Source organism: Pseudidiomarina salinarum (assembly GCF_000753715.1).
Taxonomy (GTDB): Bacteria; Pseudomonadota; Gammaproteobacteria; order Enterobacterales; family Alteromonadaceae; genus Pseudidiomarina; species Pseudidiomarina salinarum.
Window position 1 is genome coordinate 237,681 of record NZ_JPER01000003.1, and the last position, 14,454, is coordinate 252,134.

19 protein-coding genes and 1 pseudogene are annotated in these 14,454 nt (G+C 53.8%); 8 read left to right on the forward strand and 12 right to left on the reverse strand.

The features are described 5' to 3' along the window. Positions 1 to 13: 13 nt before the first annotated feature. Together IDSA_RS12030 and IDSA_RS07430 are read left to right on the forward strand one after the other, a co-directional pair. Positions 14 to 142, forward strand: a pseudogene (locus IDSA_RS12030) (GFA family protein); the annotation flags it as partial. 16 nt (positions 143 to 158) lie between these two features. Then, positions 159 to 695, forward strand: coding sequence for an NUDIX hydrolase (locus tag IDSA_RS07430; RefSeq protein WP_034775735.1), 537 nt, complete (start codon positions 159 to 161; stop codon positions 693 to 695). On the opposite strand, the gene IDSA_RS07435 is transcribed toward IDSA_RS07430, so the two are convergent. Genes IDSA_RS07435 through IDSA_RS07460 form a run of 6 tightly spaced genes read right to left on the reverse strand, consistent with a single transcriptional unit; the run spans position 679 to position 3,888 of the window. Continuing rightward, complete coding sequence (locus tag IDSA_RS07435) at positions 679 to 1,014, reverse strand: TraR/DksA family transcriptional regulator (protein WP_034775594.1); 336 nt, start codon at positions 1,012 to 1,014, stop codon at positions 679 to 681. The genes IDSA_RS07430 and IDSA_RS07435 overlap by 17 nt on opposite strands. After that, entirely contained in the window at positions 1,011 to 2,264 is a 1,254-nt protein-coding gene (locus tag IDSA_RS07440) for an APC family permease (protein WP_126760560.1), read from the reverse strand. The genes IDSA_RS07435 and IDSA_RS07440 overlap by 4 nt, the downstream gene beginning before the upstream one ends. Then, positions 2,239 to 2,982 carry a hypothetical protein gene (locus IDSA_RS07445; protein WP_034775598.1) on the reverse strand — a complete coding sequence of 248 codons (744 nt, stop codon included), beginning with the start codon at positions 2,980 to 2,982 and terminating at the stop codon, positions 2,239 to 2,241. Before IDSA_RS07445 ends, IDSA_RS07440 begins: the two co-directional genes overlap by 26 nt. 3 nt (positions 2,983 to 2,985) lie before the next feature. Beyond that, on the reverse strand, positions 2,986 to 3,240 hold the full coding sequence (locus IDSA_RS07450; protein ID WP_034775600.1) for a hypothetical protein: 255 nt from the start codon (positions 3,238 to 3,240) through the stop codon (positions 2,986 to 2,988). 58 nt (positions 3,241 to 3,298) lie between these two features. Beyond that, complete coding sequence (locus IDSA_RS07455) at positions 3,299 to 3,490, reverse strand: helix-turn-helix transcriptional regulator (RefSeq protein ID WP_034775601.1); 192 nt, start codon at positions 3,488 to 3,490, stop codon at positions 3,299 to 3,301. Continuing rightward, a complete protein-coding gene (locus IDSA_RS07460; protein ID WP_034775603.1) occupies positions 3,487 to 3,888 on the reverse strand; it encodes a hypothetical protein in 402 nt (133 codons plus the stop codon). Before IDSA_RS07460 ends, IDSA_RS07455 begins: the two co-directional genes overlap by 4 nt. 188 nt (positions 3,889 to 4,076) lie before the next feature. On the opposite strand from IDSA_RS07460, the gene IDSA_RS07465 reads away from it, so the two are divergent. Beyond that, the gene (locus IDSA_RS07465) at positions 4,077 to 5,630 is read left to right on the forward strand and encodes a phospholipase D family protein (protein WP_232221279.1); all 1,554 of its coding nucleotides are present in this window, start codon (positions 4,077 to 4,079) and stop codon (positions 5,628 to 5,630) included. On the opposite strand, the gene IDSA_RS07470 is transcribed toward IDSA_RS07465, so the two are convergent. After that, complete coding sequence (locus tag IDSA_RS07470; RefSeq protein WP_034775607.1) at positions 5,625 to 6,761, reverse strand: alkene reductase; 1,137 nt, start codon at positions 6,759 to 6,761, stop codon at positions 5,625 to 5,627. The two genes, IDSA_RS07465 and IDSA_RS07470, sit on opposite strands and share 6 nt — an antisense overlap. Before the next feature lie 95 nt (positions 6,762 to 6,856). On the opposite strand from IDSA_RS07470, the gene IDSA_RS07475 reads away from it, so the two are divergent. Then, positions 6,857 to 7,192 carry an antibiotic biosynthesis monooxygenase family protein gene (locus IDSA_RS07475; protein ID WP_034775609.1) on the forward strand — a complete coding sequence of 112 codons (336 nt, stop codon included), beginning with the start codon at positions 6,857 to 6,859 and terminating at the stop codon, positions 7,190 to 7,192. 3 nt (positions 7,193 to 7,195) lie between these two features. Here the strand turns inward: IDSA_RS07475 and IDSA_RS07480 are convergent, their stop codons facing one another. Next, on the reverse strand, positions 7,196 to 8,143 hold the full coding sequence (locus IDSA_RS07480) for an ATP-grasp domain-containing protein (RefSeq protein ID WP_034775611.1): 948 nt from the start codon (positions 8,141 to 8,143) through the stop codon (positions 7,196 to 7,198). Positions 8,144 to 8,257: 114 nt separating this feature from the next. On the opposite strand from IDSA_RS07480, the gene IDSA_RS07485 reads away from it, so the two are divergent. Beyond that, positions 8,258 to 9,289 (forward strand): saccharopine dehydrogenase family protein, encoded by a 1,032-nt coding sequence (locus tag IDSA_RS07485; RefSeq protein WP_034775612.1) that lies wholly within the window; start codon positions 8,258 to 8,260, stop codon positions 9,287 to 9,289. 55 nt (positions 9,290 to 9,344) lie between these two features. Here the strand turns inward: IDSA_RS07485 and IDSA_RS07490 are convergent, their stop codons facing one another. Beyond that, positions 9,345 to 9,908: a porin family protein gene (locus IDSA_RS07490; protein ID WP_034775614.1), complete on the reverse strand. Its 564-nt coding sequence runs from the start codon at positions 9,906 to 9,908 to the stop codon at positions 9,345 to 9,347. A gap of 196 nt (positions 9,909 to 10,104) precedes the next feature. Between IDSA_RS07490 and IDSA_RS07495 the strand changes: the two genes are divergently transcribed. Together IDSA_RS07495 and IDSA_RS07500 are read left to right on the forward strand one after the other, a co-directional pair. Next, positions 10,105 to 10,953, forward strand: coding sequence for a patatin-like phospholipase family protein (locus tag IDSA_RS07495; RefSeq protein WP_034775616.1), 849 nt, complete (start codon positions 10,105 to 10,107; stop codon positions 10,951 to 10,953). 53 nt (positions 10,954 to 11,006) lie between these two features. Then, positions 11,007 to 11,354 carry a zinc ribbon domain-containing protein YjdM gene (locus IDSA_RS07500; RefSeq protein WP_034775618.1) on the forward strand — a complete coding sequence of 116 codons (348 nt, stop codon included), beginning with the start codon at positions 11,007 to 11,009 and terminating at the stop codon, positions 11,352 to 11,354. On the opposite strand, the gene IDSA_RS07505 is transcribed toward IDSA_RS07500, so the two are convergent. Continuing rightward, on the reverse strand, positions 11,351 to 11,920 hold the full coding sequence (locus IDSA_RS07505; RefSeq protein ID WP_034775619.1) for a gamma-glutamylcyclotransferase: 570 nt from the start codon (positions 11,918 to 11,920) through the stop codon (positions 11,351 to 11,353). The two genes, IDSA_RS07500 and IDSA_RS07505, sit on opposite strands and share 4 nt — an antisense overlap. 55 nt (positions 11,921 to 11,975) lie before the next feature. On the opposite strand from IDSA_RS07505, the gene IDSA_RS07510 reads away from it, so the two are divergent. Then, positions 11,976 to 12,437, forward strand: coding sequence for a methyltransferase family protein (locus tag IDSA_RS07510; RefSeq protein WP_034775622.1), 462 nt, complete (start codon positions 11,976 to 11,978; stop codon positions 12,435 to 12,437). A gap of 8 nt (positions 12,438 to 12,445) precedes the next feature. Here the strand turns inward: IDSA_RS07510 and IDSA_RS07515 are convergent, their stop codons facing one another. Then, positions 12,446 to 13,933: a PH domain-containing protein gene (locus IDSA_RS07515; protein WP_034775624.1), complete on the reverse strand. Its 1,488-nt coding sequence runs from the start codon at positions 13,931 to 13,933 to the stop codon at positions 12,446 to 12,448. A gap of 5 nt (positions 13,934 to 13,938) precedes the next feature. After that, positions 13,939 to 14,433 (reverse strand): PH domain-containing protein, encoded by a 495-nt coding sequence (locus IDSA_RS07520; protein ID WP_051986163.1) that lies wholly within the window; start codon positions 14,431 to 14,433, stop codon positions 13,939 to 13,941. Positions 14,434 to 14,454: the final 21 nt, after the last annotated feature.

A 14,454-nucleotide genomic window follows, 5' to 3' on the forward strand; every position in this document is an offset into this window, starting at 1 on the left:
ATAGCGCCGGAATACGCACCATCGGCGGCGTTCCAATCCTGAGCAATATGGCTATAATGTCGGCTGTCTTGAAGGCGTGAATCCCTTCGAATTAACCGATTTTCCGGTCAATGATGGTGTTAATCATCCCGCCGACCGGTAAGCTAAAAAGAGAGTTTATGCGTTTACTGGCAGATATCGTGCATCCGTCGCTTATGGATCTTGCGGGTGAGAAGTTGTACCGGCAGGCGGTGCGTGGCATCGTGATGCGCGAGGATAAAATTTTGCTGCTCTACACCGGGCGTTACGATGACTTCAGTTTCCCTGGTGGCGGTGTCGATGAAGATGAAGATCGGATCCTCGCATTAAAGCGCGAACTTCATGAAGAGGCGGGCCTTATCGTAGTGGGCGAGCCAGAGCCTTTCGGCATGGTCAGCGAGTACCAGCCTTACTGGAAGCCGCAGTGGCCGATCATGTACCAGAAGTCGTACTGGTATCACTGTGAGGTTGCGCAGGAAACTGTCGCGACCAGAATGGAACACTATGAAGTGGCCAATGGCATGCGGCCGGAGTGGGTCGCGTTAGCTGATGCGATAAAACATAACGAACAGGTGATTAAGCAGGCGCCGGCGACCATGGGTCTGTCGATTCATCGTGAGACGCGCGTATTAAAGCGTCTGGCTCATGAGCTGGATATTCTTACTCCGTGCAACTGATACAGCGCGTTACGGCCGGATCAAACTTCAGTCGCTCCGGCGCAATTTCTTCTCCGCAAACGAAACAGTAACCGAAGTCACCGCTTTCGATACGGCGCAGAGCGCCCTCAAGGGCTCTGACACGCTGTTCGTTACGGCGCTTCTGCGCCAATCCCATTTGCTGACCCTGCAGGGCATCCATGCGCGATAACCGGCCCACACGGGACTGATCCAGCTCCACCGTAGCGGTTTGATCGGATTCAAGCTGTTCATTCAGTTCAGTGACTAATTGCTCAATTTTGTTTTTGATCTGCTTCATATCTGTGTCTTGGGTTGTCATGTAAGTGCCTGCCATAATTTGAACAACAGTGCCGCGACTGAAACCCCGGCGCCGATCAGTGGAACACTACGCGGCAAACTAAAACGACCAGCGGGCTGCTGCTCTTTATCACGGCCTTTCAACCACCATAAGCCAATGTTCACCACAGTAAACACGCTCAACAATACCACACTGGTCGCATTCGCCAGAGTGGTCATTTCCAGTGACAAAGCCAGCACTATAATAGCCAGCGTCGCTAATACCGTAGCCACCCAGGGCGTCTTTGTGCGGGCGCTGACCCTGCCCAGCACCGCCGGCGCATAGTCGCGCTCGGCCATGCCATAAGCTACCCGGGCGACCATCACAATTTGCACCAGCGCACTATTTACTGCGGACAGGATACTGATGATACCAATGGCGCCGACCGCCCAGGCGCCATGATGGCGAACCGCTTCTGCTAAGGGTGTTTTAGCTGAGGCCAGAGTCTCTGGCGGAATGGTTAGCATCAGAGCGGTGCTGACGACCATATATAAGAGTGCGGTAAGAATCAGGGCCAGGATGAGAGCCCAGGGCATGGTTGTGCGCACATCTTTTACTTCTTCGGCCATGTTGACCATGTCTTCAAAGCCGATAAAGGCATAGAAGGCCAGGAATGCCGCGCTCAGAATACCCAGCCAGGCGGTGCTTTCCAGCGGGGGTAGTAGTTCGGCCCAGCTGACAGCGGTGGGATCCGGCAGGGTAGCCGAGCCGAAAACAACATACAGCAGCGTTGCTATCTGTAATACACAAATCCCGGCTACCACGCCTACAGCCTGGCGCACGCCCCAGGCGGCGATGCCACCCATAATCAGGGCCACCGCAACTAAGGTTAGTTGTTCTGGCAGGCTCACAAAGTCACGGATAAAGCGCACCGTGGCAACCGTCAGCGTTGCTGCTGAAACAATGCCGGTGGTAATGATTAGCCAGCCGACTATGGCCGACAGCCACTGTTTACCAAAAACTTCTTCCAGGTAACGAGCTGATCCGCCAGCATGGGGAATCCGCGATGATAATTCAGCGAAAGCCAGGGCACTAAAGAGTGCTAACAACCCTGCCAGACCAAACGCGATGGGTGCGAATAAACCTGCGGTACCGGCCACCTTGCCGGCGAGCGCGTAGAAGCCAGCACCGACCATGGTGCCCATACCATAGAGCACCAGCATCGGGAAACCGATGCTGCGCTGTAATTTGCCCGAGCTTTCCGGCTTATCCTTCATTGTTGGGATCGGCAAATTCTCCTTTGTTGAGCGATTTTGTCGGCCAGTCACGCTTTTTCAGTTCCAGGGTTGCGAATAAATCCGGTTTGCCGCTCAGATCGGCGCCGGTATCACTCAAATCGTCTTTGGCGCCCACCAGAACCAGTTGCGCATCTTCATAATTGAGTAACTCGCTGTCATCAATCCGGATCCAGCGTTTATCGCCAAATTTGTTTTTGAGATGGGCCGGATAATCCGGCGATGCATCAGGAAAGCCCGACACCTCCAGCGATGGGTTCCGTACCGAGATCACATAGCTGGCCTCATGACGTATCCCCAGTTCACTCTGGGCCTCGCCGATGTGCTCTGGCTGCGATAGCCGGTACGCAAAAAAGGTGCTGTCGCCAGCGTCGAAAATTTCATAACGGCCTTCCCCAACCGGTACCGCGGCGCTGAGTTCACGTGTTCCTTCAGTTTTTGTCTCGTAGGTGTCCGGCCCCAGCCGCTCGCCAATGCGTTTCGGTTCGGCGATCATAAGGTTCATCATCCAGCCGCGTTCACTTGATTTGGACTCGCCCTCAATGATTTCTGGCAGGCGTTTCTGCCCGATGACAAAGAGTCGCGCCTGATCGTCACCGTCGGGTGCCAGTACCACGAACAGCCGCTGAATATCATCGATGCTATTTACCTCGTCGGTATCAATGGCGGGTCGATAAAAGAAACAGACATCGCCTTGTTCGACATACTCCGACATCAGTCAGTCCTCCACGTAACGGGCGGAAATGCTCTGGCCAAGACTATTGATTCCGTGCACAGACCAGATACCGGTAATCGGGTTCTGAGTAACCCGACCTTTCAGTGTGGCGACATCGCCGGCATCAAAAATCACCTGTATATCGCAGAAGTGATTCACTTCTTTCCTGAAATCTGGAACCTCCACACTGACCGGCCTTGGTGCGTCCGTTGGTTTTCTGCGTTTGTACCAGTCCAGTTGTTGAATAACAAAAGTCATTGAAGCTCCCTTGCCGCGCGAACTAATTTTTATCCGGTTCAGCTCAAAGTATAGCTGGTTATTCGGGGTCGAAAATGTTCTCTATGGTTAAGCCGAACTGTCTGGCGATTTGGAACGCCAGCGGCAGACTGGGATCATATTTGCCGGTTTCTATGGCGTTAACGGTCTGGCGCGAAACGCCGAGCGCTTCAGCCAGTTGCGCCTGTGTCAGGTTCCGTTCAGCACGAAGTACTTTGATACGGTTTTTCAACGATAAGCCCTCCAGCCCAGTACCAGCGCGCTCAGATAGCTGATTACCATCACCACAACCACGGGGTTCGGCCAGCCATCAAAAGACCAACCCGCTTGTTCCGCCAGCACTTTCACTGGCCAGACAATAAATCCGGCGATCAGCGCCGCTGCCAGTGCTTTTAATTCGATAGCCCGGGCCAGTTCGTCTGCCTGACTCAGGTAATTCCAGTACGATTTAGCAAGGCCAATAGCAATTAGTGAAGGCAAAATGATGACTAGCCATTCGATTGCCTGCAGGCTGTCGCCCTGGGTATTAAGAAGGTACTGGCTGCCGGCAAGTATCAGCAACCAGCTGATAGTCCAGAGAAGTAACGGTTTACGGGTACTAGTTAATGAACGATTTGTGGTTGTAGTCATGTCAATGTTCCTTGTTATTAAGTCAATGAAGCTTGACTTTGCGCTCAGCTTAGCGCCGGTGCTTTAGCGTGTCAAGCGTGTTTTACATTTTAACTGATTAAGCGATACGGCTATCGGTCTCTCACTTAGTGTCTATACTGTTAATTCTACGGCAAAATTTAGCTGTCAACGCGTTGCAAGGGATGACAATGGTGAGACGACTAAGCGGACTATCAGCGCTACTGCTGGCGTTGTCGCTGGCGGGATGTGAGCTGCCGCCGCGGCAAGGGATTGAGCAAAGCTATGCCCTGCCCACCACTATAACCACAGTAACACCGCTGGGAACCGCGGCTGCAGAACAGGCCGCAGAGCATCCTGGCACTTCGGGTATCCATATTCTGGCAGACTCCCGCAAGGCGTTCGCGGCGCGTGTCGAGTTAGTTCAGGGCGCAGAACGTAGTCTTGACCTGCAGTATTACATCTGGCGACTGGATAATACCGGCAGCATCCTGACCCAGGAGATGGTGAATGCCGCCGATCGCGGTGTGCGGGTGCGGTTGCTGCTCGACGATTTTGAAACCACCGGGCTTGATGCGCAACTTAGCCGTCTGCATCAGCACCCCAATATCGAGGTGCGCCTGTTTAATCCCTTCGTGATGCGCTCCCATAAATGGCTGGGCTTTTTTATCGACCTCAGCCGTGCCAACCGACGCATGCACAACAAGACCTTTACTGTGGATGGCAGCGTGACCATCATCGGCGGTCGTAATATTGCCGATTCCTATTTTGGCGCTACCGATGATTTTCTTTTTTCAGACCTGGATGTGCTGGCAATCGGGCCGGTGGTTGATGACGTGCAGCAGGAGTTTGATGCCTACTGGAACAGCGAATCGGCTTATCCGATCGATATCGTGCGCTCGGTAGATAATCCGCTTGCCGGCTCAGAGCCGGTGGAGGATATTGTCCAACGGTACAGAAGCAACGAGCAGGCAGCAAAATATCTGGAAGCTATTGAGGAGGCACAGTTTTTTGAAAAGCTGGTTGACCATAAATTAGAGCTGACGTGGGCACCGACCACCATGTTAAGCGACGATCCGCGCAAGGCCCTGGGCGAAGCGCCCGATGGCGGGCATCTGTATCCCAAACTTGAGAATGTTATTCTGCAAGCGGATCAGCATCTGTATCTGGTGACGCCCTACCTGGTGCCAACCAAATCCGGCGTAAAAGTGCTAACACAGCTGGCTGAGCGGGGCGTGGACATCAAGATACTGACCAACTCGCTGGCGGCTACCGACCTGGCGATCGTCCATGCTGGCTATATAAAATGGCGCAAGGAACTGCTCGGGGCCGGCATCAAAATTTATGAACTGCGGCCTACCGAGATGCAGCTGACTGATGAAGCTGAACCGGCGGGCAACTTCAGCTTGTCGGCGGGCTCAAGCCTGCATGCGAAAACCACAGCCATCGATGGCGAACAACTTTTTATCGGATCCTTTAACTTTGATCCGCGCTCAGCCAATCTCAATACCGAACTGGGATTTATTATCGAAAGTCCGGAGCTGGCGGCAGCACTGGAACAGACCTTTGAAACCCGGGTTCCTGCACGGGCTTATGAACTGGTGCTGGACGAGCAAGGCGAGCTGATCTGGATTGAGCGGAGTGAGCAACAGCTTATCCGCCACCAGACGGACCCTGAAACAAGCTGGTGGCGGCGCACTTACGTGTGGTTAATGTCGCTACTGCCGATTGACTACTTTTTATGACGGCCGGGCGAGTGGATCCTGCTCGTCGAGCGATGGATAATCGGTATAGCCGCGCTCATCGCCGCCATAAAAGGTGTCAGAGTCCCAGTCGTTCAGTTCGGCATTTTCGCGGAAGCGACGCGGTAGATCCGGGTTGGCAATAAAAGGTCGCCCGAAGCTGACCAAATCACAGCGGCCTTCGGTGATGCGCTGGCGCGCCTCTTTGGCATCGTATTCGCCGTTGGCGATGTAGACGCCTTTAAAGCCGGTTTGTATGGCCATAATTACGTCTTCTGGCCGATCGTCCGCATGATTGCCCTGAAATGAATCTTCTACCACTTCAATGAAAGATATACCAAGATCATCCAGGCGTTTCGCCAGCAGCCCGTAAGTTGCTACCGGATCATCATCTTTCATGTCATTAAAGCTACCGGTAGGGCTTACGCGAATGCCCACATTCTCCTTGCCCCACACATCAACAACGGCTTCAACAACCTCAAGCGGCAGGCGTAAGCGGTTCTCGACCGAGCCGCCATATTTATCAGTACGTTCGTTGCTGCCGCTGCGGAGAAACTGATCCAGCAGATAGCCGTTAGCGGCATGTAACTCCACGCCGTCAAAGCCGGCGTCGCGGGCATTTTTAGCGCCCTGCCGGAACTGCTCTACAATATCGGGGATTTCTTCCGTTTTAAGTGCCCGCGGTTCGGGGATATCCACCATACCGGAATCTTTGCTGGTGTACGTTTGCGCGCCTTTCGGCTGGATCGCTGAGGGCGCCACCGGCTGTTGGCCGTCGGGCTGCAGGTCGGGGTGCGAAATCCGCCCAACGTGCCAGAGCTGCAGATAAATCCGGCCACCGGCTGCATGTACCGCATCGGTTACCTTGCGCCAGCCCTCGATCTGCTCCTGTGAGTGAATGCCCGGGGTAAAAGCATAGCCTTTGCCCTGCGGGGATACCTGGGTGGCCTCGGCGATAATAAAGCCGGCACTGGCGCGCTGCCGGTAATACCGGGCATTCATCTCAGTCGGCACATCACCGGGCTGGCTTGCGCGGGATCGCGTCAGTGGTGCCATAATGATACGGTTGCGCAACTTCAGCGTGCCAAATTGCAGCGGTTGAAATAATGGATCGTCCGGTACCTCTACAGTCATTTGTATCTCCGTAAGAAAACCTACCTGATCAAATAGACCGTAACGCCTGAAAATTCAAGGCGGTTGGCAGCACTCACAGAACGAATGGAGGGTAAATGAAATACATTTTCGAAGTGCATATTAAAGAGGGCCATAGTGCCGAAGATTACGCTGCTGCCTGGGTCCGGGCCAGCGAAATTATCCAGCGTGCGCCCGGCGCGCGGGGTACCGAATTACACCGGAAACTGGACGATCCAAAGGTATTAATCGCTATTGCCCACTGGGACAGCAAAGCTGATCGCGATGCGATGGAGTCGCGGCATAACGAGGAAGTGGCAGCGATTATCCGCGCGGCGGCTGAGTTCTGTGAGATCCGGCCTATTGGTGAGTTTGCGGAGCCGGACTGGGTGGTCAGGCCGGCGAATCCACCGGCTGACTCGAGTGCGTGGTAACCGTTATTGCTGCGCCAGCCCGATCAGATAATCTGCCAGCGCGCCCATGCCGGTTTGTGCCACACCAGCACGCTGCTCAGCGGCCTGGTTATAGTTGGTGTTGGTATTCACATCATAAACGTATAACTGACCGTCTTCGGCTTCAATAAACTCAATACCGGCCACATCAATCTGTGCCTGCTGCAGAAAAGTCTGTAGCTGGCTGATGATGCTATGGTCGTCAAAGCGATTGGTTATGGTGAATTTATGCTCATTACTCTCCACAGGTTGCTCGGTGGTCGGGCAAAAAGCATCATCCACGCTGCAGACATCGGCAGGACACAATTCAAAACCGCCTTCGGTATTCACCTGCACAGTATAAATAAATTCGCGCCCGACAAACTCAGCGCGGGTTATATAAGGCGCTTTGGGCTGAATATACTCCTGTAGCAGCCAGATCCCGTCCAGGGGTTCTTCATATTCAGGACCATCGATAAATCGTTGCAGCGCGGCCCGCGAGTCAAAGCGGGTCACACCCAGGCCTTTTCCGCCGCGGTTTGGTTTCAGTATGAGGGGCCAGTAGCCGAAATTTTCAGCCGCCGCTATAAGCTCTTCCCGGCCCACCACTGCGTGGGTTGCCGGTACTTGCAAGCCAGCGCGCTCAAGGGCTGCGTACTGAGATAACTTACAGACCTCCAGCGCCAGCGCCGGAGTACCGTTAACCACAGTAGCGGGATGCTGCTGCAGCCAGGTCAGTGCCATGCGGGTAAGTTCCGGTGCGAAGCGGTGCCCACGGGTGTGGGATGAAGCGCTCATGCGGTTGTAATAAACAGCATTGGCAGGGACTTGGTTATAAGGCACCTTGCCGGTATCTAAAAACCATTCCTGAGGCGTCACGCCGCGCCCGGAAAAGGCAGCGCGTAGAGGGACAAGCCATTCTTCGTTTTCATGCATGATGACGATATTGCGCATAGACACCTCGGAGTTTTTCACGAACAGAGCGGGATCATAACGGAAAGCCGTGCTAATTTAAGAACCATAACGTTATATCTTATAGTCATTTTAGTAATCAGGCGGGCAGATACCATGAAGTGGATGATATATGGAGCATACGGCTATACCGGTGAACTGATCAGCCGACATGCAGTGGCTGAGGGGCATAAGCCGGTGCTGGCCGGACGCAACGGCGAAGCAGTCAGAAAACTGGCTGAAGAACTCGACCGTGACTATGTCGTGGTTAGCCTGGATGAGCCTGGCGCTTTGGAAGCTGCGTTGGCGGATATGGATCTGGTGATTCACTGCGCCGGTCCTTTTGAAGTAACGGCCGAGCCAATGATCGCCTCTTGTCTGGCAACCAAAACCCACTATCTGGACATTACCGGAGAAATCTCGGTATTTGAGTTTGCTCATGCGTCGCACAAACTGGCTGAATCTGCGGGCGTGGTGCTCTGCCCCGGCGTCGGCTTTGACGTGATTCCGACGGACTGTGTTGCGGCACAGCTTAAAGAGCAGCTGCCAGACGCCATCGATTTAGTGCTCGGCTTTGACTCCTCGTCGCGGATGAGTCGCGGCACCGCACGCACCGGTATGCGTAAGCTTGCTGAAGGCGGCGCGGTCCGCCGTGGAGGCGATGTCGTCAATGTGCCGCTGGCCTATCACACCCGGAAGATCGACTTCGGTAACGGCGAAAAGTGTGCGATGACTATCCCGTGGGGCGATGTGGCAACGGCGTACTACACCACCAGCATTCCAAATATTGAAGTTTATATCCCGGCGTCGCCGCGGCTGATTAAGCGCATGAAACGGATGAACTGGTTCCGCTGGCTATTTCGCTTTAAGCCGCTGCGCAATATGCTGGAGAAAAATATAGAACAGCAGCCTGCCGGGCCCGATGAAGAAGAACGTGAAAAGGCGGTCACTTATGTTTGGGGCGAAGCAAAAAATGGCAAAGGGGATAGCAAATCACTGCGGGTTAAAGTGATGAACGGCTATAAGTTAACCAGCCAGGGGGCTGTTGATGTGGCTATGCATATCCTTGAGCAGCGCCCGGCGCCGGGCTATTACACCCCGGCGAAGCTATGCGGAAGTGATTTGATTGACCGCTATAAAATCGAATAAATAGCGGCATAAAAAAAGGGGCCCCGAGGGCCCCTTACCGTTTCATAAATCAGATTCAGAAGTGATAGCTCACGCCAAGATTGACGCTTGAGTTTTCACTATCCTGATGGTTGTAGCCAACATCAAAGCTCCAGACGCCGCGGAAAAACTTAGCGCCAATGCGGGCACCAATATCCGAATCATCGAAAATGTCGATGTGCTGCAGACGAGCATCAAGTTCTACCATGTCATTCAGACGATGACGTACACCGGCGGCTAAGCCCCAGCCCGTATCGTCGGTATGCATGAAGCCCGGACTATCGAATTCCACATTAGTATGGATAGCCGATACCACACCATAGGCATGGGTCTGGCTCGACAGCGCATGGCGATAGCCAAGGCCTATATCATAGTTGTCGAGATCGACGCCCGACTCGCTGAAGAAAGCGACAGCGCCTTCAACGAAAACATTTGGGGTAAGCGACCGTGAGAAGTCGGCACCAAAGCCGTCAAAGTCCTCTCCAAAGGAATCAACGCGCTGATAGTCGGCAGAAACAAAATCGAACGATGGTGTGTTCTGCGCCATGGCTGGTGCTGATAAAGCTGCAGTAATGGCGCTTGCGATTAATATACGTTTCATAAGTACTACTCCTTTTTACGCTGACTAAATGTGCGTACTTCAAACGTAGCATAAATCCAGAAAAGTGAGAAACGACGGGGTGTAAAGAGCAGGTAAAGCTGCTTTTTTGCTGAATCCCGAATTCTTTCTTATAGTTAACAGGTAGTCTGAAAATCACTTCGCAGAGGAAGAAATCAGAAAAGGAATTGATCGCAGTATGACATCAGCAAAACGAGCATTGGTAGTCGAAGGAGGGGCAATGCGTGGGGTCTTTGCGGCCGGCGTGCTGGATGCCTTTATGGAGCAGGACTATAACCCCTTTGATTTTGCTATCGGCGTATCCGCCGGCTCTACCAACCTGATTGGCTACCTGGCTAAGGAGCATAAGCGCAGCCTGCGCATTCTCACTGAGCATGCCCAGAGTTCCAATTTCCTTAACCCCCTTCGCTATCTGACCGGCGGCCATTTTTGTGACGTCGAATGGTTATGGCGCCAATCCTTTGAAGACCTGGAGTTAGATCTGGAGCACTATATGGCCCGCCAGGTGCCATTATATGTGGTGACCACCCGGGTGGATACTGGCCAGGCCTGCTATATCGAGGTGACCAGGGATAACATGCATGACTTGTTCCCGGCGTCCTGCGCGATTCCGTTTATTTACCGTGACTACCCGGAGGTAAACGGTATCCCGATGACAGACGGCGGCGTGGCCGACTCGATTCCGGTCGAGAAAGCCTACGAGATGGGCGCACGTGAGATTACCGTGATTTTGTCTCAGTCATTGCGGGTCAGAAAGCAGGTGTATACCTTGCCCGGCCCGGTTGAAGACTTTCTGCTTAATCACTTGGTACTGCGGCAGGCCATCACCGACCGCCCGGATAAATTTAACCGCAGTCTGGAGTTTATTACCAACCCGCCCGATGACTGCAAAATACATGTGATCGCACCGCCCGCGGATTTTCGTGTCGGCCGCTTTACCCGTAATCTTGATGCCTTGCATGGGGGCTACGAAATTGGTCGCAAGCGCGGCTTTGCCTTTCTGGAAGAAGCACAACAGTTCGCTTAGCCGCTGCGGCAGGGTACAATACCGACCTCATTATACTGCGAAGAGATTAATTAATGGCCGATAACCACTCGCCTAATCCGGATTGCCCTCAGTGCGGCTCAGCTTACGCTTATCCAGACGGAACCATGTTGATTTGTCCTGAATGTGCCCATGAATGGTCACCAGCCGAACCGGCAGGCAGTGATGAGAAAGTATTCCGCGATGCCAATGGCAATGTGCTGCAGGATGGTGACAGCGTAACTGTCATCAAAGACCTGAAGGTAAAAGGCTCATCGCTGGTAGTGAAAGTGGGGACCAAAGTGAAAGGGATCCGGCTGGTGGACGGAGACCATGACATTGATTGCAAAATCGATGGTATCGGGCCGATGAAGCTAAAAACCGAGTTTGTGAAAAAGGTCTAAACCATTAACCGGCGTAGTTCGCGCTCGATGGCAAAAACATGATCGTCCTGCTCGTCAATCTCTCGCAGCGCCTCGGCCAGCCGCAGTAAGTATTCACTATTTTTCCCGCTCGGGCCTTCTGACCGGGCTATATGACGGGCTATTTCCTGCTCGTCGGCTTCGCCCAGCCAGGCAGCGTTTGATGCATTGGCAACGTAAACCAGACCTTCGACTGAGCCACCGCCATCTAACCATTCGAACGGCGTAAAGAAGCGCAGATAGCCATTTTTCTCGCGATGATCCAGGTGCTCAAATACATCAGGCGTTACTTCATAAGCCATTCCGGCGCAGTGGGCATCTTCAACTGGAACAAGAGTGGCAACCCGGCCAGGCGCCTGCGGCGTGCCGCGGTGATCGTGAGAGCCCTGCCAGAAGCGCCGCTGCCAGCCGTGAATGCGTGCCGGGCGGCGCTGCAGGTACGGAAAATCCGCTTTATAAATTAACGAGCCATAACCAAACAGCCAGACCGATTCGAGATGGTCCAGCGGCTGCTGTTGGCGATTTAATTCAATTGTATTGTGTGACATAAGCGCCCGCGTAATAATAATCAGTAAATACTAACAAATTTACGGAGCCATGCCGATGTCCAACCTGGAACTCAAGCTTCCTCCCCTTGCGCTGGTTTTGCTGATCGGCGCGCTGATGTGGCTGACCAACTGGCTATGGCCTACGGGCGCGTGGCACTTCAGCGATTTACGCCAGGCTGGCGTCGGCTTTGTTGTGGCAGGGGTATTGATTGCCGCGGCCGGGGTCTGGCAGTTCCGGCGCGCCGCGACCACGGTGAATCCAATGGATCCAAATCTCAGCAGCAGTCTGGTTCAGAACGGCATTTACCGGTTCAGCCGCAACCCCATGTATCTGGGGTTTTTAATGATGCTAATTGGCTGGGCGCTATGGTTAGGTAGCCTGCCGGCGCTTATCTGGTTGCCGGTGTTTGTTATTTACATGAACCGTTTTCAGATTGTGCCGGAAGAGCGCATGCTGTTAGCGAAGTTCGGCGACAGTTATTGTGAGTACTGTCGCCGGGTTCGCCGCTGGTTTTAAATCAGCCGTTACATCCAGGGCTTATGGCTGCGGGCGATATCATTGACCCACTGACGCTGCAATTGTTCGGCCTGGGAACGGGTCAGATAGCGGATATCTTCAGATCCTGCAGGGGTGTTGAGGATCAGATCGGCGAAGCCCAGCACGCGCAACCAGGGCGAGCGCTTCACATCAATCTGCTGCACTTTATACAGCGGATACCAGTTTTCCCGCCGGCTGAGCACGCCGCGGCGTACCGCCAGCCAGTCTTCGCCGGTGCTGTAACTGAAACGCATCCAGCGCAGCACAATATAAATTTGTAACAGTAACCAGAGTCCGGCACTGACAATTGCTGCCAGCATCAGCGAATCCACCTGCCGGTAGATCAGGTAAGCTCCAAGCGGTGCCAGCACGGCCAGCCAGATCGATGGCCCTAATAATGCCAGCACGGAAATGCGCTGCCAGCCGAGTGACTCCGGCGCTGGTAACTTTAGCAACTTCCGTAAATCAGCGAGAACCGGAGCCGTAACCACCGGCAGGGTAAATTGTGATGCTGATTGCCCTTGTGCCTGCTGGCGTGGGCGTAACTGGCTCACCCGCAACGTCCACCGGCCCAGTAGCCGGGCGCGCAGATTCTGACGAATCTGAACCCGCTGCAGTTTATGGTAGCGAAAGCTGAGGGTGCGAATAGTGAACAGGCCTCCGCGCGCCTGATAACGGCCACCGTCAATGGTCAGGGATAGCCCGTAATAGCGGACAATGCTAACGCCAATGGCCAGCACGAACAGCACCGCCAGCACCGCAATACCAAGCAAAGGCGCGACCCACCAGTTATCGGTATCAAGCCATTGGGTGTTGGTTTCCAGCCACGGCACGATATAGTCTTCCATGATATCCAGCTGGCTTAACGGATAAGCCAGCACCGCCAGCAACACGAAGATTTTGTTATCAATAATCCCGGCGCGGATAATATCCGGCAAACTGAACTGGCGCTGATAATCAGGTTCGCTTTGTTCTTGCGAGCCGGAATCAGCCGCTTCACCTGACTTCTTGTCGTCGGTTTTTTCCGTTGCCAGCACCTGTTGTCGCAGCTGTTGTGCCAGTTCTGTTTTCAGCCCGGGGATCTCCACTTCACTGCCACCGGCGCCGGCACTATCAACGCTAAGAATGGTCAGGCCAAAGGGTCTGAAGTACCAGGTTTCATTTAATTCAGCCTGCTGGATACGATCGAATTTCAGGGTCAGATTCTGGCGGTTCATAATGCCGGTGCGTAAGTGGATAGCATCGTCGGCAATGGCGAACAGAAACCGGTTGTAGTGCATCACGGCGACCGCGATGGTAAACAGAAAAAATGCCAGCGCGACCAGGATTCCGGCTTTGGCCGGGGTACCGCTCACGGCGACTACTGCCAGTACCGGAATCAGGTTGGTTACATTGCTGACCAGTCTTTTTATTTCACGCAGAATAAAAAAGACCATGGTAATGGGTGGGGTACGTTGCCAGTTCAGCTCACTCATTCAGGTTACTCGCTCAGCTCATCGGCATCCGGCTCGTTGGCGACTTCAGTGATCAGGCTGCTTTTAATACGTTCAGCTTCATCGGGCTTCAATCCCGGGATAGCCAGGTCAGCACCACTGCTGCCGGCGGTATAAATAACCAGATGGGACAGGCTCAGCATCCGCTCAAGCAGCGACTCTTTAATTTCCACATGCTGGATGCGATTAAGCGGTACACCGCGCTGCAGGCGCCAGAGCGCGCCCCGGCGCAGATACATGGCTTCGTCGGTTTCGGCATAGCCGGTAAACCGATATCGGCGCGGCGCCCAGAACAGCAGCAAAAACAGCGTCAGAACCAGCCAGCCTGAGGCCAGGATCCACCAGTCCGGCAGCCAGGATCCGATATTTTCTACTATACTGAAGACAGACAACGCGACGGCCAGTATGGCCATGTTAAAGCCACCTTTCAGCTGGAGGTACGTCTGATAATCTTTCGATACAGATTTCCATTCGGGCGCCATGCGAATTAGTCCTTGGGTTGA